Origin of the sequence: Methylomonas subterranea (genome assembly GCF_024505185.1) — a bacterium.
In the GTDB taxonomy this organism is placed as follows: Bacteria; Pseudomonadota; Gammaproteobacteria; order Methylococcales; family Methylomonadaceae; genus Methylomonas; species Methylomonas subterranea.
This window is the reverse complement of sequence record NZ_JANIBJ010000013.1, coordinates 38,916-62,492: the sequence shown is the minus strand read 5'-3', so window position 1 is coordinate 62,492 and position 23,577 is coordinate 38,916. Positions and strand designations below refer to the sequence as shown.

At 56.6% G+C, this 23,577-nt stretch carries 22 protein-coding genes; 1 reads left to right on the top strand and 21 read right to left on the bottom strand.

From position 1 onward, the window contains the following. Positions 1-61 precede the first annotated feature (61 nt). The 5 genes from NP590_RS08685 to NP590_RS08665 are packed head-to-tail and all read right to left on the bottom strand — an operon-like array spanning position 62 to position 5,097. The gene (locus tag NP590_RS08685) at positions 62-562 is read right to left on the bottom strand and encodes a hydrogenase maturation protease (protein ID WP_256601949.1); all 501 of its coding nucleotides are present in this window, start codon (positions 560-562) and stop codon (positions 62-64) included. Between the two features lie 9 nt (positions 563-571). Beyond that, positions 572-2,062, bottom strand: a complete 1,491-nt coding sequence (locus tag NP590_RS08680; RefSeq protein WP_256601948.1) for a Ni/Fe hydrogenase subunit alpha — start codon at positions 2,060-2,062, stop codon at positions 572-574. A 12-nt stretch (positions 2,063-2,074) separates the two neighbouring features. Further along, the gene (locus NP590_RS08675; RefSeq protein WP_371927282.1) at positions 2,075-2,611 is read right to left on the bottom strand and encodes an NADH-quinone oxidoreductase subunit B family protein; all 537 of its coding nucleotides are present in this window, start codon (positions 2,609-2,611) and stop codon (positions 2,075-2,077) included. Further along, on the bottom strand, positions 2,598-3,317 hold the full coding sequence (locus NP590_RS08670; RefSeq protein ID WP_256601946.1) for a 2Fe-2S iron-sulfur cluster-binding protein: 720 nt from the start codon (positions 3,315-3,317) through the stop codon (positions 2,598-2,600). Before NP590_RS08670 ends, NP590_RS08675 begins: the two co-directional genes overlap by 14 nt. A gap of 1 nt (position 3,318) precedes the next feature. Continuing rightward, a complete protein-coding gene (locus tag NP590_RS08665) occupies positions 3,319-5,097 on the bottom strand; it encodes an NAD(P)H-dependent oxidoreductase subunit E (protein WP_256601945.1) in 1,779 nt (592 codons plus the stop codon). Positions 5,098-5,134: 37 nt separating this feature from the next. Here NP590_RS08665 and NP590_RS08660 point away from each other — a divergent pair, with 37 nt between their 5' ends. Beyond that, positions 5,135-5,596, top strand: coding sequence for a DciA family protein (locus NP590_RS08660; RefSeq protein ID WP_256601943.1), 462 nt, complete (start codon positions 5,135-5,137; stop codon positions 5,594-5,596). Positions 5,597-5,634: 38 nt separating this feature from the next. Here the strand turns inward: NP590_RS08660 and lpxC are convergent, their stop codons facing one another. From lpxC to rsmH, 16 genes are all read right to left on the bottom strand, one after another. Next, positions 5,635-6,561 (bottom strand): UDP-3-O-acyl-N-acetylglucosamine deacetylase, encoded by a 927-nt coding sequence (gene lpxC / locus NP590_RS08655; RefSeq protein WP_256601942.1) that lies wholly within the window; start codon positions 6,559-6,561, stop codon positions 5,635-5,637. Positions 6,562-6,643: 82 nt separating this feature from the next. Next, on the bottom strand, positions 6,644-7,801 hold the full coding sequence (ftsZ, locus tag NP590_RS08650) for a cell division protein FtsZ (protein WP_256601941.1): 1,158 nt from the start codon (positions 7,799-7,801) through the stop codon (positions 6,644-6,646). Positions 7,802-7,825: 24 nt separating this feature from the next. Further along, a complete protein-coding gene (gene ftsA, locus NP590_RS08645) occupies positions 7,826-9,052 on the bottom strand; it encodes a cell division protein FtsA (protein WP_256601940.1) in 1,227 nt (408 codons plus the stop codon). A gap of 71 nt (positions 9,053-9,123) precedes the next feature. After that, positions 9,124-9,864, bottom strand: coding sequence for a cell division protein FtsQ/DivIB (locus tag NP590_RS08640; RefSeq protein WP_256601939.1), 741 nt, complete (start codon positions 9,862-9,864; stop codon positions 9,124-9,126). Between the two features lie 20 nt (positions 9,865-9,884). Beyond that, complete coding sequence (locus NP590_RS08635; RefSeq protein WP_256601938.1) at positions 9,885-10,820, bottom strand: D-alanine--D-alanine ligase; 936 nt, start codon at positions 10,818-10,820, stop codon at positions 9,885-9,887. Continuing rightward, entirely contained in the window at positions 10,817-11,707 is an 891-nt protein-coding gene (gene murB, locus NP590_RS08630) for a UDP-N-acetylmuramate dehydrogenase (protein ID WP_256601937.1), read from the bottom strand. Before murB ends, NP590_RS08635 begins: the two co-directional genes overlap by 4 nt. Beyond that, entirely contained in the window at positions 11,704-13,152 is a 1,449-nt protein-coding gene (gene murC / locus NP590_RS08625; RefSeq protein WP_256601936.1) for a UDP-N-acetylmuramate--L-alanine ligase, read from the bottom strand. Before murC ends, murB begins: the two co-directional genes overlap by 4 nt. Beyond that, positions 13,149-14,222 carry an undecaprenyldiphospho-muramoylpentapeptide beta-N-acetylglucosaminyltransferase gene (gene murG, locus NP590_RS08620; RefSeq protein ID WP_256601935.1) on the bottom strand — a complete coding sequence of 358 codons (1,074 nt, stop codon included), beginning with the start codon at positions 14,220-14,222 and terminating at the stop codon, positions 13,149-13,151. Before murG ends, murC begins: the two co-directional genes overlap by 4 nt. After that, positions 14,219-15,385 (bottom strand): putative lipid II flippase FtsW, encoded by a 1,167-nt coding sequence (ftsW, locus tag NP590_RS08615; RefSeq protein ID WP_256601934.1) that lies wholly within the window; start codon positions 15,383-15,385, stop codon positions 14,219-14,221. The genes murG and ftsW overlap by 4 nt, the downstream gene beginning before the upstream one ends. Continuing rightward, positions 15,385-16,749 carry a UDP-N-acetylmuramoyl-L-alanine--D-glutamate ligase gene (gene murD / locus NP590_RS08610; protein ID WP_256601933.1) on the bottom strand — a complete coding sequence of 455 codons (1,365 nt, stop codon included), beginning with the start codon at positions 16,747-16,749 and terminating at the stop codon, positions 15,385-15,387. Before murD ends, ftsW begins: the two co-directional genes overlap by 1 nt. Positions 16,750-16,751: 2 nt before the next feature. Further along, entirely contained in the window at positions 16,752-17,834 is a 1,083-nt protein-coding gene (gene mraY / locus NP590_RS08605) for a phospho-N-acetylmuramoyl-pentapeptide-transferase (RefSeq protein WP_256601932.1), read from the bottom strand. Beyond that, positions 17,834-19,201, bottom strand: coding sequence for a UDP-N-acetylmuramoyl-tripeptide--D-alanyl-D-alanine ligase (locus NP590_RS08600; protein ID WP_256601930.1), 1,368 nt, complete (start codon positions 19,199-19,201; stop codon positions 17,834-17,836). The genes mraY and NP590_RS08600 overlap by 1 nt, the downstream gene beginning before the upstream one ends. After that, on the bottom strand, positions 19,198-20,655 hold the full coding sequence (locus NP590_RS08595) for a UDP-N-acetylmuramoyl-L-alanyl-D-glutamate--2,6-diaminopimelate ligase (RefSeq protein WP_256601929.1): 1,458 nt from the start codon (positions 20,653-20,655) through the stop codon (positions 19,198-19,200). The genes NP590_RS08600 and NP590_RS08595 overlap by 4 nt, the downstream gene beginning before the upstream one ends. Next, entirely contained in the window at positions 20,652-22,376 is a 1,725-nt protein-coding gene (locus NP590_RS08590) for a peptidoglycan D,D-transpeptidase FtsI family protein (RefSeq protein ID WP_256601928.1), read from the bottom strand. Before NP590_RS08590 ends, NP590_RS08595 begins: the two co-directional genes overlap by 4 nt. Further along, entirely contained in the window at positions 22,376-22,648 is a 273-nt protein-coding gene (gene ftsL, locus NP590_RS08585; protein WP_256601927.1) for a cell division protein FtsL, read from the bottom strand. Before ftsL ends, NP590_RS08590 begins: the two co-directional genes overlap by 1 nt. Further along, positions 22,648-23,577: a 16S rRNA (cytosine(1402)-N(4))-methyltransferase RsmH gene (gene rsmH, locus NP590_RS08580; protein ID WP_256601926.1), complete on the bottom strand. Its 930-nt coding sequence runs from the start codon at positions 23,575-23,577 to the stop codon at positions 22,648-22,650. The genes ftsL and rsmH overlap by 1 nt, the downstream gene beginning before the upstream one ends.

Here is a 23,577-nt window from a genome sequence, read left to right as displayed (position 1 = left end):
CGATTAGTGCGGCAAACAACAATTAAAACCCTATACGCAACCCGCCAGCCAACTGCATTGCTTAACCATAACAAGCGGTATGACGATTTTGCCGGGCAAGTTCAACGATTTCGGCCGTCGGCAGGGTGAGGATATGTTCGGCGAAACGACTAGCCTGCCGCAGATTGTATTCGGCGGGTTCGCTTAAGCCCTCGCCCAATTCGAATGATTTAGCCTTGACACTCAGCAAAAACCCGGGAGGGGCGCGCCGACCCGTCACGCTTTCAAAAACCTGCAACAATGCCGCCGGACTCATGGCGTGACTGGTGTAACTGTTGTCCCGACAAGGTGTCAACTTACTGAAGCCGAACGGACTGTCGCCGCTGGCCGCCGCATCGACAAATATAACCAATTCCCGCTCCTGCAAATCCAGTGCATGCTCGATCTGCAGTTGAAAGTCGTTCAGCAACTCCACGCGGTTCAAATTCGCCTGTTGCTCCAGGTGAATCAGCAACAACGGGCCGACGGCATCGTCGCCGCGGCTCAGGTTGCCGTAACCGAACACCAGGATGGGTTTGTTCATGCCGGCGGCTTAATGTTCGAAACTGCCGTCACTGTGCCGCACCAGGCGCCCTATCATGTCGCCTTGGGCATCGAGCAATTCCAGTTGCAGCGGCATTTTACCCACCGCGTGCGTGGCGCAGGACAGACAAGGGTCGTAAGCCCGAATCGCCACTTCCAGATTGTTCAGCAGCGGCTCGGTCAATTCCCGGCCGGATAGATATTCCGCCGCCACTTGCCGCACCGATTCGTTCATGCCCATGTTGTTGCTGGTGGTCGATACGATCAGGTTGGCCTTGGTGACGATGTCGTTTTCGTCGACCTGGTAATGATGAAACAGTGTACCGCGCGGCGCTTCGATGACACCTATGCCCTCGTAGCGTTTTTCGCCCTTGGCTATCAGATCGCTGCTCATCACATCCGGATCGTGCAGCAGGGTATTGATGCTTTCGGCGCAATGCAGTAATTCGATCAGGCGAGCCCAATGGAAGGCCAGCGTACTGTGTACCATGACTTCCGGGCTGTGTTGTTTAAAGTCCACGCGGGCGGCTTCCGCCAACGGCGTATCGATAAAGTCGCAGTTGTTCACCCGCGCCAAGGGGCCGACACGATACCAACCGTCCGCCTTGCCGATGGACGTCAGGTAGGGGAATTTCATGTAGCTCCAGGAACGCACTTCTTCGCGGATCAAATCGGTATAGTTGCAATAATCGAAGTGATCGACAATGGTTTCGCCCTTATCGTTTTTGGCCCGGATGCCGCCGTGATACAGTTCCAGCGCGCCGTTGGGCTTGACCAAACCGAGATAATTGCTGCGTATGGTGGCGAAATCGTCGTAATACGGTAGATTAGCGGTGTGGACTTTTTTGATCAAGGCCACCGAAGCGTCGGCCCAGGCGATAATTTGCTCGATGTCCCGCAACAGGTAATCGCGTTCCTCCTTGCTCAAGGCTTTATTCATGCCGCCGGCAACCGCACCGGTACCGTGCACCCGCTTACCGGACACCATGCGGATCACTTCCTGGCCGTATTTGCGCAACTTGACGCCTTGCAGTCCTATGTCCGGATAGTCGCCCAATACGGCGATGATGTTGCGTTTGCCGATATCGCTTTCGAAACCGAACAGTAAGTCAGGGCTGGACAGATGGAAAAAGTGCAGCGCATGCGATTGCAGCACTTGGCCGAAATGCAGCAAGCGGCGCAGTTTGTCGGCCGCGGGCGGCAGGTTGGCGGGATCGACGCCGACCAATTGATCGATGGCCTTGGCGGCGGCCAGATGGTGGCTGACCGGGCAAATGCCGCACAAACGCTGTACCAGTACCGGCAATTCCCAGTAGGGTCGGCCCTGAATGAACTTCTCGAAGCCGCGAAATTCGACGATATGCAGGCGAGCCTGTTGCACTTTGTCGTTTTCGTCCAGCAATAAGGTGACCTTGCCGTGGCCTTCGACGCGGGAGACAGGATCGACAACCACGCGTTTCAGGTTGGCGGGGTTTTGGGCGGTTTCCAGATGTTCGTACATAACGGTTCCTTATCAGTCGTAATGGACTAATTCATAAGGCAAAGCCGGTTGACGGCCTTCCAGCAGCGCGGTCAGAAAACTCCAGAATACGTCGGCGGAAGGCGGACAACCCGGCAGGAAATAATCGACTTTGACGACTTCGTGAATGGGGCGCACCTTGTCTAGCAGCAACGGCAGTTCAGGGTCGCTGGGAATCTGGGCGTTCTCGACCCCGATGCCGTCGCGGTAGGCTTCCAGCAAACAATCTTCCAAGGCAATATGGTTGCGCATGGCCGGAAGTCCGCCGTTGATGGCGCAGGCGCCCACGGCAACCAGAATTTTACAATTCTTGCGAAATTCGCGCAGCACGTGCACGTTTTCGGAATTACACACCCCGCCTTCGATCAGGCCGATGTCGCACGGGCCGCAATGTTCTATGTCGGTAATGGGCGAGCGATCGAATTCGGCTACCTCGGCCAGCGTCACTAGTCGTTCATCCAGATCCAGGAATGACATGTGGCAGCCGAAGCAGCCGGCCAGCGAGGTCGTGGCAACTTTAATCTTGGCCATGAGCATTCTCCTGGGCTAATGCCACTTCGCTGATGTGCTTTTGGTCGTAAATGCGCTGGCCTATGGGTACTTGGTAACCGGTGCGCTTGATCAATATGGCGCCGGTCGGGCAGATGTGGGCCGCGCAATCTTCGATGCTCATGTTGCTGTCCTTCAATTGCCCGCTGGGCGAATTGACGATCAAACGTTTGTTGATGCCGCGGCCGGCGATACCGAACACGTTTTTGCCGTCTTTTTCCTTGCTGGCGCGCACGCAAAGGTTGCAGAAAATGCAGCGGTTGTGGTCGATCAGAATATCCGGATGTGAAGCGTCCATTTCCCGGCGCGGATAAAAATGCGGGTAGTGGTTGTCCAGCATGTTCAAGTGATAAGCCACGCCCTGCAATTGGCAATTGCCGGATTTTTCGCAGGAGGGACACATATGATTGCCTTCCACGAACAACATCTGAGTGATGCGGCGTCGGTCCTGTTCCAACTCATCGCTATTGTTGATGACGGTTTGTCCGTCCGTGGCCGGAAAGGTGCAGGCCGAGCAATTACGGCCGTTGACCTTGACCGTGCATAGTTTGCAGCTGCCGTGCGGCGTATAGCCGGGCCGGTGGCACAAATGCGGGATATACACCCCGGCCGCCGTGGCGGCTTCGATGATGGTTTGGCCGTCCTCGAACGGTATGCTTTGACCGTCTATGTCGATAGTGCCTGTCATGTCATTCCTCCACTTGCGATAAGTGCGCGCCGGCGTCGTTGCGTCGCGCCATGCGCCGGGCGATTTCCAGTGCGCCGTCCAAATCGAAACCGGGCTCGTAGCTGATATTTTTCAAGCGATTTTGATACAGATCCGGATAACGCTGCAAGGTGGTCAGAATCGGATTGGCGGCGGTCTGCCCCAGACCGCAATGGCTGTAGTTTTTGACCAGTTGACACAAGCTTTCCAGTTCCGCGACATCGCCGGCCGAGCCGTGACCATCGATGATTTTATCCAACTGCTTTTTCAACAGCGAGGTGCCGACCCGGCAGGGTGTGCAGAATCCGCAGCTTTCGTGCGCAAAAAAGTGGGTGAAATTTTGCGCGATGTCCAACACGTTGCGGCTGTTGTTGAAGACGATGAACGAGCCGCCGGTGGCCAAATCTTCGAAAGCGAGTTGGCGCTTGAATTCCTGGTTGGAAATAAAAGTGCCGGAAGGGCCGCCGATTTGCACGCCCAGTACATCCGTGGCACCGCAGTCGTGCAGGATTTGTTCGATGGCGATACCGAACGGGTATTCGTAAATACCGGGACGGGCGCAGTCTCCGCAGATACTTAAAATCTTGCTGCCGGCAGATTTTTCGGTGCCGAAGCCGGCAAACCAGTCGCCGCCCAACACGGCGATTTTGGCGGCGGCCAGAAAGGTTTCCACGTTATTGACGATGGTGGGTTGGTTCAAATAACCGCTAGTGACCGGATAAGGCGGGCGATTGCGCGGAATGCCGGGTTTGCCTTCCAGGGATTCGATCAGAGCCGATTCCTCACCGCAGATATAGGCGCCGGCGCCCAGGCAAATTTCGATATCGAATTCCAGCCCGCGGCCCAGAATATTGTCGCCCAACAGCCCCGTGGCGCGGCGCTGTTCGAGAACGGCTTGCAATTTGTCGTACAGATGCAGATATTCGCCGCGCAGATATAAAAAACCTTGTTTGGCGCCGATGATGGCGGCTGCCAGCGTCATGCCTTCGAAAACCTGGTCGGCATGCATGTTTAGCAACACCCTATCCTTAAATGTACCGGGTTCGCCTTCGTCGGCGTTGCACACCACATAATGCCTTTCCGCCGATTCTTCCGCGCAAAAACGCCATTTTGCGGCGGTTTTAAAGCCCGCTCCGCCCCTGCCCCGCAGACCCGAGCGATCCAATTCCGCCAGCGTGGCCTCAAGGCCCCGGTCAAGGGCGGCTTGAATGGCGGCTCCTTTTTCAATGGGCGCGTTGAGCAACAAGCCTGCCTTGTGTAAATTGTCTTCGACGGCAAACAAATAAGCCGGCCAATCGGAAATATCGCGCTGCTGTTCGATCAAGGCGGCAATTTCGTCGATTCTGGGCCGGTCCAGGCGGGTTAGCGGCAAGCCGTTGACCAATCCCGCCGGACCTTGATCGCACATGCCGGTACAGGAAGTGTTGTTCAGGCTGACCAAACCATCGGCGCGTACTTCGCCGACGTCGACTTTCAGCATGCTGGACAGATAGCCCAGAATATTTTCCTTGTCCAGCATATGATCGGTGATCGAGTCGCTGATCAGGATGTCGTAGCGGCCTTGTGGTGTTAAGTGCAGAAAACTGTAAAATTCCACCACCGCGATGATTTGCGCCCGGGGAATTTGCAATGCCTCGGCCAGAATGTCTATCGCCGCGGCCGGGATGTGCCGGTATTGGGCCTGAACTTTTCTAAGCAGGGCCAACAGCCTGACCGGTTGATAGTCGGCGTCTATCAAAATGGTCTTCAAAAAAGTTTTCATTGTAAAGTTACCGGTTGCTTAAGTTGCTAGGACGATTATGAATCACTCAGAAAAACCACTGTTTAAGTCTGTTATGGACTTAAATGGCAAACCGTTGGCAATGTGTCTGCGGAAAATAACCGAACAAGCGCAATTGCTAAACGAAGTACGGCACAGTTTGCCCGCGGACATTGCCACGCACGCCACGCATTGCGTACTGGCTACCACTCGCTTACTAGTGTATACCGATTCCGCCGTTTGGGCTTCGCAAATCCGTTTTTTTGCAGAGGAAATACTCAAGAATTTGCGGGCCACGGGAAGGCGGGTTGAAAGGGTTCAGGTCAAGCTATCCTTGCCGCCCGCGCCGGCTGCAAGTCATCGCGGCTGCCGTCTGCCTTCCGCCGCAACCGTGGATGGGCTTTTCGGCAAGCTGGAGGAAAATAGCGCCGACGCGCTGGACGGCGCCCTGGCCAAATTGGGCCGCACGCTGAGGAAGCGCCTGAGGTCTAAAACCGCTTGACCGGGCGCGGTTTTAAACGCAGGCGCGGGGAGGAGGGCTTATCCGGCTGTCGGAGCGGCCGACTGAGCGGAACGCATGTAGGAAATCGGCGCATCGCCGGCATTTTCGAAGCTGACCATTTCCCAGGCATCTTTGTTTTCCAGCAAGGTCAGCAGCAGTTTGTTGTTCAGGGCATGGCCGGATTTGAAGCCCTGATATTCGCCGATCAGGCTATGACCCAATAGATACAGGTCACCGATGGCGTCGAGTATTTTGTGTTTGACGAACTCGTCGGCATAACGCAGGCCGTCTTCGTTCAAAACCTTATCGTCGTCGACCACGATGGCGTTGTCCAGGCTGCCTCCCAGGGCCAGATTGTTTTCCCGCAAAAACTCAATGTCGCGCATAAAGCCGAAGGTGCGGGCGCGGCTGACTTCCTTGACGAAGGTGGTGGAGGAAAAATCCATCACCGCCGTTTTCAGATGCTCGGAAAAGGCCGGATGTTCGAAATCGATGGTAAATGTGACCTTGAAGCCGTCAAAAGGCTCGAATGCCGCCCATTTGTCCGCGTCTTCCACCCGAATCGGCCGCTTGATGCGAATGTAGCGCTTGGGAGCGTCCTGTTCCACCACGCCCGCCGATTGCAGCAAAAACACAAAAGGCCCGGCGCTGCCGTCCATGATGGGGACTTCCGGGGCGCTGACGTCGATGACCGCGTTGTCTATGCCTAGGCCGGCCATGGCGGACAGCAAATGTTCCACCGTGGAGACTTTGACACTGCCGCTGGTCAGGGTGGTGGAGAGCTTGGTTTCGCCCACATTTTCCGGACGGGCTTCTATGGTCACCGGGGTTTCCAGATCGACGCGCCGGAAGCGGATACCGCTGTTGGCTTCGGCCGGGTGCAGGGTCAAATAGACTTTGTCGCCCGTGTGCAAGCCAACGCCAGTGGCCCGAATGGTGTTTTTGAGAGTGCGTTGTTTGATCATGAAATGCCGGCAGATAAATAAAACAAAGCGGGGAAGTCTACCATATTTCGTATGGCAGCTCCCCATAAGCTTAGACGGGCATTTAGTCCGCCTGACGCCTCAAAAAGGCCGGAACGTCCAGATACTCCAGGTCGGCATCGGAACGCGGCTGGGCGCCGAAACGGGTTTCCCGGGTCGCATCCGGTCTTTGATTCCGGATCACGGTCGGCTTGTCCAGCTGATCGTAGCTGACTTCGCCGGCGGCGACCTTGGGTACCAATTTGATCGGCGCGGCGGCCTTGACTTTTTCGCCCATGCCGGTCGCCACCACCGTGACTTTGACTTCGGTACCCATGGCGGGATTGACCGCCATGCCGATTTTGATGTCGGCGTCATCGGAGGCGAAGGCATGCATGATGCTGCCGATTTCGTCGAACTCGTTCAGACCCAAGTCGCCGTTGGAGGTGACGTTGACCAGAATGCCGCGCGCGCCTTGCAGGTTGATGTCCTCCAATAGCGGGCAGGCGATGGCTTTTTCGGCCGCCAGGCGGGCGCGGTTTTCGCCGCTGGCGACGCCGGTACCCATAATTGCGCTACCCATGTTGGACATCACGGTACGGACGTCGGCGAAGTCGACGTTCATCAGGCCGGGGTGGGTGATCAGCTCGGTAATGCCCTGCACCGCGTCCAGCAATACGTCGTTTGCCACCCGAAACGAATCGACCAGGGAACGGTTGTTGCCCAGGGTCGGCAGCAGTTTTTGGTTGGGAATGATGATCAGGGAGTCGACCAGTTTTTCCAGTTCGCGCAAACCGTTCTCGGCCACGGCTTTTTTCTTGGTGCCTTCGAAATCGAAGGGTTTCGAAACCACGGCAACGGTCAGCACTCCCATTTCCTTGGCTTCCTCGGCAAACACGGTAATTGCGCCGGTACCGGTGCCGCCGCCCATGCCGGCCGTCAAAAACACCATGTCCGCGCCCTCTATCACTTCGCGGATGCGCTCGCGGTTCTCTTCCGCGGCGGCTCGGCCTACTTCCGGACGGGTGCCGGCACCCAGGCCCTTGGTCAATTCCACGCCCAGTTGCACGATGGTATCGACATGCATTTGTCGCAACGCCTGCGCATCGGTGTTGGCGCAAATAAATTGCACGCCGTCGATGCCGGTTTCTATCATATGGTTGACCGCGTTGCCGCCGCCGCCGCCGACACCGATGACTTTAATAACGGCATTGCCACTATTGTCCATTAATTCATATTTCATTTTCACACCCTCCAGACACACAAATTAAAAATTACCTTGAAACCAACTCTTTATCGTCGACCACAGATTATCTCCGCCGTCGTTCAAACCCGTTGCGCGGCCATGATGGTCCTTGCCGTAAATCAGCAAACCCACCGCGGTCGAATAAATCGGATTTTGCGCCACATCGGTCAATCCCGACACATGCAGCGGTGTTCCCATGCGAACCGGCATGTGGAAGATTTCCTCCGCCAATTCGGTCAACCCTCTTATCTGCGAACTGCCGCCGGTGATGACCATGCCGGCCGCAATCAGATCCTCATATCCACTCCGTCTTAATTCCGCCTGTACCAACAACATTAATTCCTCATAACGCGGCTCTACGATTTCCGCCAGATTCTGCGCGGAAATTTTGCGCGGCTCGCGGTCGCCGATACTCGGCACATCGATCATATGTTGCGGATCGGCCATATCCGTCAACGCACAGGCATGTTGACGCTTGATCTCTTCCGCGTTTTTGGTCGGCGTCCGCAAGGCTACCGCGATGTCGTTGGTGACCTGATCGCCGGCAATCGGGATCACCGCGGTATGCTTGATGGCGCCCTCGGAAAAAATGGCGATGTCCGTGGTACCTCCGCCGATGTCGATCAAACAGACGCCCAGATCTTTTTCGTCATCCGTCAACACCGCCGAACAGGAGGCCAGCTGTTCCAGCACGATGTCGTCCACATCCAGCCCGCAGCGGCGGATGCATTTGACGATGTTCTGCTCGGCGCTGACGCTGCTGGTTACCATGTGCACCTTGGCTTCCAGGCGGATGCCGGACATGCCGATGGGCTCCTTGATGCCTTCCTGCTGGTCGATCACAAACTCCTGAGGCAGGATATGCAGAATTTTCTGATCGGCCGGAATCGCCACCGCCCGCGCCGAGTCGATCACCCGGTCGATGTCGTGTTGAGTGACTTCCTTTTCCTTGATCGCCACGATACCGTGGGAATTTAGGCTTTTGATGTGGCTGCCGGCGATACCGGCAAACACGGATTTGATCTGGCAGCCGGCCATCAGCTCGGCTTCCTCGATCGCTCGCTGAATGGAATGCACGGTCGATTCCAGATTGACCACTATGCCTTTTTTCAAGCCCTTGGACGGTGCGGTGCCTATGCCGATGACTTCTATTTCATCGCCGCCGCGAAACTCGCCGACAATGGCCGCCACTTTGGACGTACCTATGTCCAGCCCCACTAATAAATTTCGATCTGTCTTTTTGGCCATTTTTTTGCTCGATAAGCGTTTACCCCTAGGGGCGTAAGTAAATAAGATTTAAATCGGTTTGTCGGCGTGGCTTAAAGCCCGCGCTCCCTGAATTGCTTCTTGTTGTTCTCGGCGATTGCCTTCCAATCGATTTCAGGCGTATCCGGCTTCCAGGTTACCGCGTAGCCGTTGGGATAACGGGTATCCACGCTGGCCATCTTGGCGATTTGCTCCTCGCCCAGCAAATCCATGGTCTTCAAAAACCGCTGCATGTTTTCCAGCGGTGCCTTGCCGCCCAACTGCATTTCCAGGCCGTCGGCCAGCTTGATCCGCCACGCCCGGCGGTCGTTGACATGAAACTCGGCCAATTGCATCGATTTGTCCTTCAACACGATGTAAACGCCCTTCATGATTTCCAACAGCTTCTTTTCCTGTCCATTCGGTCCGGTAATCAGCGGCAAATTTTTGAATTCGCCGATATCTTCCGGTATCAACACCTCGCCCTGCTTGTTCAGTAGCGCCTTGTCGCCCCAACGCACGATGGGTTTTTGCTCGATGATCTTGATATGCACCGCATCCGGCCACACCCGCTTCACATCCACCTGCGCCACCAAGGGTAAATCCCGAATCAAATGATGAATCGTATCCATGTCCGCGTGGTAAAAACCGCGCTTCATTTCCGGCGTCAGTACCTGTTTCAATTTGTCCTTGCTGGTGTATTGAAACGCACCTTCTATCTTCACATAACGAATCGGCTTGCTGGCGGCATCCTGGCTTTGCAGCTGTTTCCAGCCGAACCACGCCCCGGCCGAAACCAACAGCACAAAGACCATAAACCTCAATCCCGACACCCTCAGCCCGCCAAACTGGTTTCCAGAATCCGCCAGGCCAACTGCCGGAAGTCCACGCCGGCCGCCTTGGCGGCCATGGGCACCAGACTATGGTCGGTCATGCCGGGCACGGTGTTCACTTCTATCAATTGCGAGACATCGTTGTCGTCGATGAATACGTCTACCCTGGCCCAGCCCCGCACGTCCAGTCCGCGGCAGGCGGTCAGCGCCAACTCGCGCAATTGTTGCTCGCGCTCGGGGCTCAGCCCGCAGGGGCAGTGGTACTGCGTGGTGCTGGCGCGGTATTTGGCTTCGAAATCGTAAAAGGCGTTGGGCGTTTCCAGACGGATGGCGGGCAGCGCTTCATCGGCCAGCACGCCTACCGTATATTCCCTGCCTTGCACCCATTGCTCGGCGTAAACGGCGCATCGATATTGTTGCGCCAAGCGTAAGGCCTCGACCAATTCTTCGCGCGTGTTGGCCTTGCTCATGCCGATGCTGGAACCTTCCTGGGCCGGCTTGACGATTACCGGAAAGCCGAGTTCGGCCATGCAGGCATCGATGTCCTGTTGATTTTGCAGCACAAACCATTTCGGCGTGTTCAATCCCATGCCGCGCCAGCACAATTTGGTGCGCAGCTTGTCCATGCTGAGTGCCGAAGCCATCACGCCGGAGCCGGTATAAGGTATGCCCATCACTTGCAGAACGCCCTGCAATACCCCGTCTTCGCCGCCCCTGCCATGCATGATATTGAATACCCGGTCGACCTTTAATCCGGCCAAGGCGTCTATTGGACTGCCGGTCACATCCACGGCCACGGTATCGATGCCGCTTTCCCGCAAGGCCTGAAACACGGCGTTTCCGCTGTTCAGGGAAATTTCCCGTTCGGCGGCGCTACCGCCCATCAGTACGGCAACCTTGCCGAATTCGGCGGGGTCGGTAATCGTTAACGGTTTCATGCTTTGTCACCCATCCGGCAAACCTCGGTTTGTAAAGCTATCCCGAATTGATTGTGTACCCGGGTTTGAATATGTTCGATCAAGGCTTCAATATCCACGGCGGTGGCGTTGCCGCGATTCTCGATAAAATTGGCGTGTTTTTCCGACACCACCGCGCCGCCGACCGCGTATCCCTTCAGGCCGCAAGCCTCGATCAGGCGGGCGGCGAAGTCGCCGGGCGGATTCTTGAACACCGAGCCGCAGGTTGGCTTATTGGTCGGCTGGCTGGCGTTGCGTTTTTCCAGCAGGGCCTTGATATGTTGCTGACTGGTTTCGCTGTTGCCTTTTTGCAATTGCAACTCGGCCGACAGAAACCATTCGTTTTCCAGGCCTTTCACCGAGCGGTAAGCCACGTCGAATTCCTGTTTGCCGCGGGCGACCACCTCGCCCCGCGGGTTGATCATCTCCACCCGGTCGACTATGCCCCAGGTTTCGCCGCCGAAGGCGCCGGCGTTCATTTTCAGCGCGCCGCCCATGGTACCGGGAATGCCGGCCAGAAATTCCGCGCCTGTCAAGCCCAAATCGCTGCAAAACCGCGCCACATGGGCGCAAGGCACGCCGGCTTCGACGTAAACCCGCGCGGAATCGATCAAACGCATGTCTTTTAAGCGTCCGCGGGTATTGATAACCGTGCCGCGAATGCCGCCGTCCCGGACCAATAAATTGCTGCCCAGACCTATCCAGACCAAGGGTTCGTCCTCGGGCAGGCCGGCAATAAACGCTATCAGGTCGGCCTTGTCTTCCGGTAGATACATCCGTTGCGCCGGACCGCCGACCCGCCAGCTGGTGTATTTGGCCAAGGGCTCATTGTTGAGCAGGGTGCCTCTGTAGGCCGCTTCCGCCATCATGCCGATACCCTCAGCGAGGCCAGCGCGTCCCGCAGTTTTTGCGGCAGCTCGGCGGCTATCTGGCCGACATTGCCGGCGCCCATGGTCAAAATCACGTCGTCTTTTTGCACGATGCCGGCCAGAATGGTCGGCAAGTCGTCGCGGTTTTGTACGAATACCGGATCCACCTGACCGCGCACGCGGATCGAGCGGCTCAAAGCCTTGCCGTCGGCGCCGTTGATCGGCGCTTCGCCGGCCGGATAGACATCCAACAGAATCAACACGTCGACACCGGACAGTACCTCGACGAAATCCTCGAACAAATCGCGTGTGCGGGTGTAACGGTGCGGCTGAAACACCACCACCTTGCGCCGCGCCGGCCAAGCTTGGCGCAAGGCTTCCAGAGTGGCGGCCAATTCGCGCGGATGGTGACCGTAATCGTCGACCAGGGTCAGCTTGCCGCCCTCCAGTTCCAGGTCGCCGTTGATTTGAAAGCGACGACCGACGCCGGTAAATTCGGCCAGGCTTTTGATAATAGCGGAGTCGTCCACGCCCAGGCTGGTGGCGATGGTAATGGCGGCCAAGGCGTTGAGCATGTTGTGCCAGCCGGGTAAGTTCAAGGTGACTTTCAGCGGCGGTAGGCCATCCCAACGCAAAACGCCGAAATGGGTTTGCAATCCGTCCTGATGAATGTCGATGGCCCGCACATCGGCATTTTCGCCGACGCCGTAGGTTTTTACCGGTTTGGAAATCAGCGGCAAAATTTCCCTGATGCCGGGATCGTCGACGCACAACACCGCCAAACCGTAAAACGGCAGCTGGTGCAGAAATTTCAGAAAGGTGTCCTTCAGCTTGCTGTAACTGCCGCCGTAGGTTTCCATATGGTCCTGGTCGATATTGGTGACGACGGACATCATGGGCTGCAGAAACAGGAAGGAGGCGTCGCTTTCGTCGGCTTCGGCCACCAGATATTTGCCCAAACCCAGCTTGGCGTTGGCGCCGGCGCTGTTCAGGCGGCCGCCGATCACGAAGGTCGGATCCAGGCCGCCTTCCGCCAGCATCATGGTGGTCAGGCTGGTGGTGGTGGTTTTACCGTGAGTACCGGCCACCGCGATGCCGAAACGGAAACGCATCAGTTCGGCCAGCATTTCCGCGCGCGGAATCACCGGAATTCGGTTGGCATAAGCAGCGGTGATTTCCGGATTTTTGCGGTCCACGGCGGTGGAGGTTACCACCACGTCCACATCGGCCACGTTGGCGGCCGTGTGGCCGAAATAGACGGTTACGCCCATGGCCTCCAAGCGGTCGGTCACCGGGGAAGCCTTGATATCCGAGCCGGAAACGCTGTAACCCAGATTGGACAACACTTCGGCAATGCCGCTCATGCCGGTGCCGCCAATGCCGACGAAATGGATTTTATCGATGCTGCCGAGCGCGTGGGCCGGATGTATGTCGGGTCTGTTCATAATGCCGCCTCGGCCGCGCAGATGTCGGCTACGGTTTGGCATGCATGCAGCTTGGCCTGTTTTTGGGCGGCTTGGCTCATCATGGGTAATGAGGTCATGGCTTGGGTCATTAATTTGCGCAAATTGCTAACATTCAATTCGGGTTGCGGTAACAGCAAGGCTGCGCCGGCTTCGGTCAGAAAGCGGGCGTTGGCGGTCTGGTGATCGTCTATGGCATGCAACAGGGGGACGAAAATGGCCGGCAAGCCGCTGGCGGCCACCTCGCTGACCGTCATCGCTCCGGCGCGGCAAACGATTAAATCCGCCCAGCGATAGGCCGAGGCCATATCGTCGATAAACGCGCAAACCTCGGCGTTTACGCCTAAGTTTTGGTAGCGGTCGTTTACTTCGGCCCGCATGGCATCGCCGGTCTGGTGCTTGATTTCTAAGCCGCTAGGGCCTGCCAGCGCTTCCGGTACCGTATCGTTCAGGACTTTGGCGCCCTGGCTGCCGCCCAATACCAAGACTCGCAAGGCGCGCCCGCTTTTCGGCGTCCAGGCGGTTCTTTCCGGCGCGTCCATAAAAGCCCGGCGCAGGGGATTGCCCGTGCAAATTGCACCCACCTCGGCGGGAAAGCTGGCGGGAAAGGCTTCCAGAACCTTGCTGGCGGCCAATTTGACCAGCCAGCGGTTGGTGGTGCCGGGTATGCGGTTTTGCTCGTGTACCACCAGCGGCAGCCCCAGCCATTTAGCCATCAAGCCGCCGGGTCCGGCCACGAAGCCGCCCATGCCCAGCACCACATCGGGCCGGCGTTGCCGCAAAATACGCCGGGCCTGTAGGCAGGCTTGCAGCAGGCGAAGCACCGCTCCCAGTTTCGAGAACAGTCCTTTTCCGCGCAGGCCGGACACCGACAGCCAGTCGATGTCGAAACCGTTGGCGGGCACCACTCTGCTCTCCAGGCCTTTTTGCGTGCCCAGCCAGCTGACTCGCCAGCCGCGCGCGCGCATTTCCTCGGCGACCGCCAGGGCCGGAAACACGTGACCGCCGGTGCCGCCGGCCATGATGACGATTGCGGGTATGCGCGCGCTCATCTCGGCAAGCCCTTGACATTGCTTTTATGCAATTCCGTCACTTCGTAATGAATGCGAAACAACACGGCCATGGCGCCGCACATGATGATCATGCTGCCGCCGCCATAACTCATCAGCGGCAGGGTCAGACCCTTGGTGGGCAGTATGCCCATGTTCACGCCCATGTTCACAAAAGCCTGAAAACCGAACCAGATCACCAGTCCGTAAGCGACCAAGGCGGAAAAACGCTCTCCCGCCGCCTCGGCTTGTTCGCCGATACTGAAGCCGCGTACCACCAGGGTCGTGAACAAGGCGATCACCATGACAACGCCGATCAATCCCAACTCTTCGCCCAACACCGAGAATAAAAAGTCGGTATGCGCCTCCGGCAGATAGAACAGTTTTTGCAATCCATTTCCCAGACCGACACCGGACACTTCGCCGCGACCGAAGGAAATCAAGGCCTGTGTCAGCTGGTAGCCGCTGTCCCTGGCATGCTCCCAGGGGTTGATGAAGCCGGTGATGCGTTTCAAGCGGTAAGGCGAGGCATAGGCCAGTATCACCGCGGCGGCGGACACCAATCCCACCAGCGCCACGAACGGCGACAGGCGCGCGCCGCCCAAAAACATCATGCCCATGGCGATAATTAGTATCACCACGGCGGAACCGAAATCCGGTTCCAGCAGCAGCAGCACACTGGCTACCGACAACAGCATTAACGGCCGCAGCAGGCCGAAGATGGAGTGCCGCACATGTTCGCCATGGCGGGTAATGTAGCCGGCCATATAAATCACGGAAATGAATTTCATCACTTCCGAAACCTGTATCCGCAATCCCATCAACGACAGCCAACGGGTACTGCCGTTGACCTTGACGCCGACGCCGGGTATCAACACCACCAATAGCAATACCAAACCGACGATGAACAGGGGCTGGCCTATCTTTTGCCATTGCTTCATTGGCACAGCCAACACAAAGGCGGCAAACATCAGGCCCAGGATGATGTGCACCAGTTGCTTGAAAGGGTAATAAGACACGTCGTCGGCCATTTTTACCCCCAAGTGCATGGATGACGACGCCACCATCACGAAACCGACACCCAGCAAACACAAACACGTGGTCAGCAGGGTGGCGTCTATGTGATAGCGTTGATTTGGACGCGGTTTAGGGGCCGGGACGCTCATTAGGACAACTCCAACACCGCTTGAGCGAATTGATTGCCGCGATCGACATAACTTTTGTATTGATCCAGGCTGGCGCAGGCGGGCGACAGCAACACGCTGTCGCCCGGTTCAGCCAGACGGGCGGCAATGGCCACGGCTTCCCGCATATTGGCGGCAAAATGGGTGGGCACACAATGCGCCAATGCCCGATCAATCAAGCCCGCATCCTTGCCCATCAATACCACGGCCTTGGTTTTCTCCCGCACGATAGCTTGCAATTCGGCCATGTCGGCGCCCTTGCCGTCCCCGCCCGCCAACAGGATGACTTTGCGTTCGTAGCCCTGCAAGGCCGCTATACAGGCGCCGATGTTGGTGGCCTTGGAATCGTTGACCCAGCGCACGCCGCGAATTTCGGCGACTTTTTGCATGCGGTGCGGCAAGCCCTTGAATTTTCTCAGTGCCCGGCACATGGCGTTCATATCAAGACCGACTGCGTGTCCCAAGGCCAGCGAGGCCAAGGCATTGGCGATGTTATGGCTGCCTTCCAGATTCAGCTCGTCGGCGCTCATCATTACCTCATCCTTAAACATCAAGCAATCGCTATCGCCGCGCCGCAGATAGAAATCGGCCGGCCGGCGCACGGAAAAGCTGAAATGAGTGCGGTCCGCTTCCAGCATGGCCATAACCATGGGGTCGTCGGCATTCAGGATCATGGCGCCGTCGCCACGGAATATACGCTGCTTTTCTTGGGCATAGCCCGACATGTTTGCATGCCTGTCCAGATGGTCTGCGCTCAGATTCAGGACGGTAGCGGCGGCGGCGTTCAGCGCGGACGTGCGCTCCAATTGAAAACTTGACAATTCCAGGACATATAAGTCCGCATCCTGCTGCAACAAATCCAGCGCGGGCGTACCCAGGTTGCCGCCAATGGCCGTTCTCAAGCCAGCCGCATTACCCATTTCGCCCAACATGGTGGTGACGGTACTTTTACCGTTGGAACCGGTGATGGCAATGATGGGTTTATCCGTGGCGCAGGCGAACAAGTCGATATCGCTGATCACCGTCACGCCCGCGCGCATGGCTTTAAGAATGGCTTTCTCATTCAAGGACACGCCGGGGCTGACCAACAGATGGGTGGCCACTTCAAACGCAGACTGGTCGAAGCCGCCGGAAAACACCGGTACATCCGGCATTTGCTCGCGTAAGCAGTCGATCTGGGGCGGATGGCTACGGCTGTCTATGACGGCGAATTTGATCGGGGTTTGCTGTAAAAATTGCGCGGCCGAATAGCCGGTCGCGCCCAGACCTACGATCAGCAGGCGGGCATTGGCCGGGTCCAGCTTGAAACGGGTGTTTACCGCGCCGAGGAAGGTGTCGCTAGTCATACTTATCTCAACTTCAGGGTGGCCAGGCCGATCAGCACCAAAATCACCGAGATGATCCAGAAACGCACGATGATGCGTGGCTCCGGCCAACCTTTCAGCTCGTAATGGTGATGAATGGGCGCCATTAAAAACACCCGTTTTTTACGGGTTTTGTAGGAGCCGACCTGAATGATCACGGAAATGGTTTCCACCACGAAAATACCGCCCATGATGACCAAAACCACTTCCTGCCGGACCAGCACAGCCACGATACCCAGCGCCGCTCCCAGGGCCAGCGCGCCGACGTCGCCCATGAATACCATGGCCGGGTAAGTGTTAAACCATAAAAATCCCAGTCCGGAACCCACCAGCGCGGCGCAGAACACCACCAACTCGCCGGCTTTGGGAATATGCGGAATGGCCAGATATTGCGAAAAATTAACGTGACCGGAAAGATAGGCGAAAATGGCCAGCGCGGCCGCGATCATCACCGTCGGCATGATGGCCAGTCCGTCCAGACCGTCGGTCAGATTGACCGCGTTACTGGAGCCGACGATGACGAAATAGGTCAGCACGATATAACCCCAACCCATGTCCAAGGAGACGTTTTTGAAAAACGGCACTATAAACTGAGTCTCCGCGGCCACCTGGGTAGTGTTATACAGATAAACGGCGGCTCCCAACGCAACAACGGATTGCCAAAAGTATTTGGCTTTGGCCGACAAACCGTCGCTGTTGCCTAGCAGCACTTTTTTGTAATCGTCGATAAAACCGATGACGCCGTGCGCCAGCGTAACCAGCAAGACCACCCAGATGTAACGGTTGCTCAAATCCGCGCATAACAAGGTACTGATTGCCACCGAAAACAAAATCATGGCGCCGCCCATGGTGGGCGTACCGGACTTGGAAAAGTGGCTTTGCGGGCCGTCATCGCGCACGCTTTGACCGATTTTTTTGCGGGTCAGCTTTTCGATCACGGCCGGGCCGATCACCAATGCTATGGTCAGCGCGCTCAGCACGCCCAAAATGGCTCTAAAGGTCAGATAGCGCAGAACCCTGAAGCCGCTATCCAAATTCGTCAAATAATCCGCCAGTAAAAGTAACATTATGCCGCTCTGAAATTGTCTACCAGCGCCGCTACTACCTGTTCCATTTTTTGCGCGCGCGAGCCTTTGATTATAATGATTTCCTTGCCGGTCGCTTCCTGGCTCAGGCAGTCAATCAATGCGGTCCGGCTGTCGAAAAACCGGCCGCCCTCGCCGAAAGCCTTCACGGTATGCTTGGCCAATTCACCGGTCGCGAACAATCGCTCAACCCGGCCGGTCCTGATCAGTTCGCCCAATTCCGCATGAATGGCCGAACTTTGCGGGCCGAGTTCGCCGAACGCGCCCAAGGCCAGCCAAAGCGGCTTATGCTCATGGCTGCTGGCGTCCAACGCCGCTTTCAAGGAATCCGGATTTGCGTTATAGGTATCGTCGATGACGATGTTGCCCTTGCGCCCCAACAAGGCCTGCATGCGCCCCGTTACGGGCCGCATTTGCTCCAGGCCACGCCGAATATCGGACAAGCCAATGCCGAATTGCATGGCCACGGCGGCGGCGGCCAAGGCGTTTTTAACATTGTGGGCGCCGGCCAGATTCAAACGCATGGTTTCGGTTTTGGCCTGAGTCACCAAATCGAATTGCGTGCTAAAGCCTTGGGCCGTCAAGCTGGATTGGATGTTTTCGGCCCGTAGGTCGGCGGCGGCGGAGAAGCCGAAACTCACGCTGCGGCGACCGCCGACCTTTTGGCTGAGCCAGAAATCGTAAAATGCGTCGTCCCGAGGCAAGACAGCCACGCCGCGCGATCCCAGGTTTTCGATGATTTCGGCCTTGGTGTTGGCAACGCCGAGGGTGTCGCCGAAACCTTCAATATGCGCCCGTCCCACATTGGTGATGACACTGACATCGGCCCGGGCGTAGCGACTGCTAAAGGCAATTTCGCCGGGATGATTGGCACCCATTTCAATCACGGCGTAGCGGTGGCTGTCGTTCAGGCGCAGCAAGGTCAAGGGTACGCCGATGTCGTTGTTCAAATTGCCCTGGGTATACAGGGTATTGCCTTGCGTGGCGAAGATGGCCGCCAGCATTTCCTTGACGCTGGTTTTGCCGTTGCTGCCGGTGACGCCGGCGATCTTTACCGGCATTTTGTTGCGCCAGTAACCCGCCAGTTTAGCCAGGGCCAGTCGTGTATCGGCTACCCTTATTTGCGGCAGCGGACTGGCAACGGCTTCGCTCACCAATAAAGCGCGGGCGCCGGCGTCATGGGCTTGGTCACAAAACGCGTGACCGTCGAATTGGCGGCCCTTGATGGCAACATACAGTTCGCCCGATTTAAGCGTGCGGGTGTCGATTCCGACGCCTTCGACGGACACATTTTCAGCCGTGGCTTGGCCTTGCACGGCTTGGGCAATTTCATCGAGGGTTAAATTCATGCCGTCGGACTCCACGCGGCCAGGGCTTGGGTCACCACGGCCTGATCGCTAAACGGAATTTTGACGCCCTTGATCTCCTGATAATTTTCATGGCCCTTGCCGGCGATAACCACGCAGTCGGTCGGGTTTGCTTGCTGTATCACTGTGTTTATCGCTGTATTTCTGTCGTAAATAATACTGATCTTGTTGCTCGAACAACCGGATACGATATCCCGGACAATCGCCGCCGAATCTTCCGAGCGCGGATTGTCGTCGGTGACGACCACATGATCGGCGTAGGTTTCCGCAATCCTGCCCATTAAGGGGCGTTTGCCTTTATCGCGATCGCCGCCGCAGCCGAATACCGCCCATAATTCACCGGGACCCCTGGCCGCCCGCAGTAGCTTTTCCAGCGCATCCGGCGTATGAGCGTAATCCACAATCACAGCCGGTTTACCGGCTCCACCGAACGCTTCCATTCGGCCGCTGACGGCCTTTAAGCACGCCAGTTGCGCAACAGCCTTGTCGAAGGGCCAATCCAACGCCAATAACACACATAACACCGTCAGCACGTTTTGCAGATTGAAAGCGCCAACCACTTCGGTTGTGGCCCGCGCGCACTGTCCGGCCCAGTGCGCGTCAAATTGGATGCCCGCGGCACTATGCCGTACGTTAAGGGATTCGATGCATTCCACCCGCGCCACTTGCCGCCCGGCTATGCTGAAACCCCAGCATTTGACGTGACGCGGCAAGGTTTCCAGCACGGCTTCGCTGCTATCGTCGTCCAGGTTGACCACCGCGAATTGCAGAGTCGGATATTTGAACAGCGCCAGTTTGGCTCGCAGATAAGCCTGCATGGTGCCGTGATAATCCAGATGATCGCGGCTCAGATTGGTAAATACGGCGCCCTTGAATTCAACCGCGTTGACCCGACCTTGTTCCAGACCGTGCGAGGATACTTCCATGACCACCGTTTTTTTACCCTGGCCCGCCAAGGTCCCCAGGATCCGCTGCACCGCCAGAGCGTCCGGCGTGGTGTTGACGGTGTCGTTCAATTGACCGGGCTCACCCCAGCCCAAGGTGCCGATCACGCCGCAGTTTGCAAGGGCTTGGGCCACCAATTGGCTGCACGTGGTTTTACCGTTGGTGCCGGTGATGCCGATCACATCCAGTTTTTGCGAGGGCCGGTCATAAAAGCGTGCCGCTATCTCGCCCAATTGCCGGCTTAAGTTGGCAATTGGGATGAATTCGGCTCTTGCCAACCCGGCATCGTCAATGCCCGCCGGGTCGTAAATGACCGCAGCCGCACCCCGCTCGAGCGCTTGCGGGGCGTGTTGCAAGCCATGCCGCAAGGCTCCGTTCACGGCGATAAACAGGTCGCCCGCGGAGACTTTTCGGCTATCCAGGCACAAACCCGCGATCTCGCAATCTTGGCGTATGTCGGCAATGGATGTCAGTAATTGGCTTAATTTCATTGTCTGGTCAACAATAAGGGCATGGTATCCACGCCATCCGGCTCCACGCCGTAAATACGCAAAATGCCGGCCATGACCCGGGAAAATGCCGGCGCGGACACCAAGCCACCGTAGTATTGGCCGGTGCTGGGCTCATCCACGACCACCGCAATCACGAAGCGCGGATTGCTGGCCGGCGCCATGCCCACGAATACCGACAGGTATTTGTCGCTGGTATAACCGCCGGTTGCCGCGGTTTTTTTCACGGTACCGGTTTTACCGGCCACTCGGTAGCCTTCCACGCGGGCTTGATAGGCGGTACCTTCCTTGCTAATCACGTGCTCCAGCATGTCTCTGACCTTCCGGGCCGTGGCTGGTTTGAAAATCTGTTTCGAGTCCGGGTCTTCATCGCGTTTTAGCAAGGACACCGAGTGCACGATACCGTCGTCGGCCAGCGCTGTATAAGCTCGCGCCAGTTGCAGGATAGAGGTCGATACCCCGTAACCGAACGACAAAATGGCTTGGTCGAATTCGTGCCAGCCCTGGTAATCCAGCAAGGATCCGCTGGCTTCGCCGGGGAAGCCGACGCCGGCCGAAGTGCCGAAACCCAGATTGCTGTATATGCTCCAGAAATATTCCGGCGGCATGCTCATGGCCAGTTTGGTTACCGCGATATTGCTGGATTTTTGCAAAACCAAAGTCAAGTCCATGGTGCCGTAGTTATGAATATCCTTTACCACGTTGCGTCCGACGTGATAAACCCCGTGCGTTTCTATCAACGCGTTCGGGTCGACATAGCCGCCATCCAGCGCCGCCGCAACCACGAAGGGTTTTACGGTGGATCCGGGCTCGAAACTGTCTACCATGGCCCGGTTTCGATAACGGTCGCTGCGTAACTCCTTTCTGTTGTTCGGATTGAACGCCGGCTGACTGACCGAGGCCAACACATCGCCGTTTTTCGCATCCAGAACCACCAGCGATGCCGAATGCGCCTTATGCTTAAGCACGGCGGCCTGTAATTCCCTATAGGCCAGATACTGTATGCGCTCGTCGATGGTTAACACTACGTCCTGCCCGGGCACGGCTTCCTGAATATTCTCGACATCCTTGATGATATGGCCCTTGCCATCCTTGATTACCCGCTTTTTGCCGGGTTTGCCGCGCAATATGTAGTCATAACCGTGTTCAATCCCTTCCTGACCGATGTCGTCGATATTGGTAAAACCCAGCAGGTGCCCGGCGGTGGCTCCGGCGGGGTAATAACGCTTGAAGGCGCGCTCGAAATAGACACCGTTGATTTCCAAGGCTTTCACCTTGTCCGCAAGATCCGGATTGATCTGCCTTCTAACGTATACGAAACGTTTACCGGCCTCTTTTTTCAGAAATGCCAGCATGTCCTTATCGGTCATGCCCAAAATTTGGGCCATTTGTGCCAATTTGTCCTTTTCGCTGTCCTTGAGTTGGCGCATGTTCATCCAGATCGACTGTACCGGGGTGCTGATGGCCAGCGGTTCGCCGTTTCTATCCTTGATCTGCCCGCGATAGGCCGGCACGTCGACGATGCCGATGTGCTGCAAATCGCCTTTGTCCTGCAGAAATTCCTTGTCGAACACTTGTAAATGCATGGCCCGCCCGGTCAATGTCAGCATTGCCGTCAACATGGTTCCGAGCAGCAATTTGCGTCTGATGGGAAAATCCGACGCATGCTGTTTAACGGTTCTGGTACCGGTGGAAATACGCATTACGGCCTTATGTACACGATTTTGTTTTGCGCCGGCAAAGTCAGCATCAAACGGTTTCTGGCTTCGATTTCAATTCTGTTTTCTTCGGTCAGAGTGGTCAGTTCCAATTGCAAGCGCCCCCATTCCACCTCGTAATCGTCCAGTTGTTTTTCCTTGGCCTGGATTTCAATGAATAATTGCCTGGATTGGTATTTGCTGTATATCACCGCGATAGCGGACAACATCAGCATTGCAATCAAAATGCCGAGCAACAGATTCTTTATCGCGGCCATTAAATTTTCTCGGCCACGCGCATGATGGCGCTACGAGCCCTGGGATTTGTTCGCAGCTCTTCAGTGCCCGCGCGTATCGATTTACCCACTTTTTTCAATTGCCCCCGGGCAATATCCTGTTGTTTGACCGGCAATTTGCCCGGATTATGTTTAAGCCCGGACTCGTCCCGAATAAAGCGCTTGACAATGCGGTCTTCCAGTGAATGAAAGGCAATCACCACCAGTCTTCCGCCGGGCGCCAACACTTGAACCGCCTGCCGCAGTACCGTTTTAACCTGTTCCAATTCCTGGTTGATTTCAATCCGGATGGCCTGAAAAGTTCGGGTGGCCGGATGTTTATGCTTATCTTTAAATGGCACGCTGTCTTCAATCAATTTGGCCAATTGCAGGGTAGTCCGTAACGGCTGTTGCTGGCGCCTTTCCACAATGGCTTTGGCAATGCGTCTGGCAAAGCGCTCTTCGCCATATTCAAACAGTACCCGCGCCAAAGCATGTTCTTCCACTTGTTCCAAATACTCTGCCGCCGTTGGGCCCCGGTTGATATCCATGCGCATATCCAGCGGGCCGTCGCGCAGAAAGCTGAAACCGCGCTCCGCGTTATCCAGTTGGGGCGAGGACACGCCCAGATCCAGTAAAATACCATCCACTTTTCCGGTATAGCCGCAACGGGCGGATACTTCAGCCAGATCCGCGAAGCAACCGTGATGCAGGGTAAAGCGTTTGTCCGTTGATAAGCAGATTGCCTCGCTACTGCCTATGGCCTCGATATCCCGGTCAAAGGCCAGCAATTTACCGTTGTCACCCAGTTGTTTCAGGATGCCGGTACTATGACCACCTCGCCCGAATGTACAGTCGATATAAATGCCGTCGGCTTTAATTCTTAAGCTATCGATAGCCTCTGCATATAAAACGGATTGATGCATGGGCAT

Coding starts and splice junctions, on each gene's coding strand:
- lpxC (WP_256601942.1), bottom strand. CDS start 6,561: ATGATCAAACAACGCACTCTCAAAAACACCATTCGGGCCACTGGCGTT.
- NP590_RS08685 (WP_256601949.1), bottom strand. CDS start 562: ATGAACAAACCCATCCTGGTGTTCGGTTACGGCAACCTGAGCCGCGGC.
- NP590_RS08635 (WP_256601938.1), bottom strand. CDS start 10,820: ATGAAACCGTTAACGATTACCGACCCCGCCGAATTCGGCAAGGTTGCC.
- ftsW (WP_256601934.1), bottom strand. CDS start 15,385: ATGAGCGTCCCGGCCCCTAAACCGCGTCCAAATCAACGCTATCACATA.
- NP590_RS08670 (WP_256601946.1), bottom strand. CDS start 3,317: ATGACAGGCACTATCGACATAGACGGTCAAAGCATACCGTTCGAGGAC.
- NP590_RS08590 (WP_256601928.1), bottom strand. CDS start 22,376: ATGCGTATTTCCACCGGTACCAGAACCGTTAAACAGCATGCGTCGGAT.
- rsmH (WP_256601926.1), bottom strand. CDS start 23,577: ATGCCCATGCATCAATCCGTTTTATATGCAGAGGCTATCGATAGCTTA.
- NP590_RS08660 (WP_256601943.1), top strand. CDS start 5,135: ATGAATCACTCAGAAAAACCACTGTTTAAGTCTGTTATGGACTTAAAT.
- NP590_RS08680 (WP_256601948.1), bottom strand. CDS start 2,062: ATGTACGAACATCTGGAAACCGCCCAAAACCCCGCCAACCTGAAACGC.
- NP590_RS08600 (WP_256601930.1), bottom strand. CDS start 19,201: ATGAATTTAACCCTCGATGAAATTGCCCAAGCCGTGCAAGGCCAAGCC.
- murC (WP_256601936.1), bottom strand. CDS start 13,152: ATGAACAGACCCGACATACATCCGGCCCACGCGCTCGGCAGCATCGAT.
- NP590_RS08675 (WP_371927282.1), bottom strand. CDS start 2,611: ATGGCCAAGATTAAAGTTGCCACGACCTCGCTGGCCGGCTGCTTCGGC.
- murD (WP_256601933.1), bottom strand. CDS start 16,749: ATGACTAGCGACACCTTCCTCGGCGCGGTAAACACCCGTTTCAAGCTG.
- NP590_RS08640 (WP_256601939.1), bottom strand. CDS start 9,864: ATGGTCTTTGTGCTGTTGGTTTCGGCCGGGGCGTGGTTCGGCTGGAAA.
- murB (WP_256601937.1), bottom strand. CDS start 11,707: ATGATGGCGGAAGCGGCCTACAGAGGCACCCTGCTCAACAATGAGCCC.
- murG (WP_256601935.1), bottom strand. CDS start 14,222: ATGAGCGCGCGCATACCCGCAATCGTCATCATGGCCGGCGGCACCGGC.
- ftsZ (WP_256601941.1), bottom strand. CDS start 7,801: ATGAAATATGAATTAATGGACAATAGTGGCAATGCCGTTATTAAAGTC.
- NP590_RS08595 (WP_256601929.1), bottom strand. CDS start 20,655: ATGAAATTAAGCCAATTACTGACATCCATTGCCGACATACGCCAAGAT.
- NP590_RS08665 (WP_256601945.1), bottom strand. CDS start 5,097: ATGAAAACTTTTTTGAAGACCATTTTGATAGACGCCGACTATCAACCG.
- ftsL (WP_256601927.1), bottom strand. CDS start 22,648: ATGGCCGCGATAAAGAATCTGTTGCTCGGCATTTTGATTGCAATGCTG.
- mraY (WP_256601932.1), bottom strand. CDS start 17,834: ATGTTACTTTTACTGGCGGATTATTTGACGAATTTGGATAGCGGCTTC.
- ftsA (WP_256601940.1), bottom strand. CDS start 9,052: ATGGCCAAAAAGACAGATCGAAATTTATTAGTGGGGCTGGACATAGGT.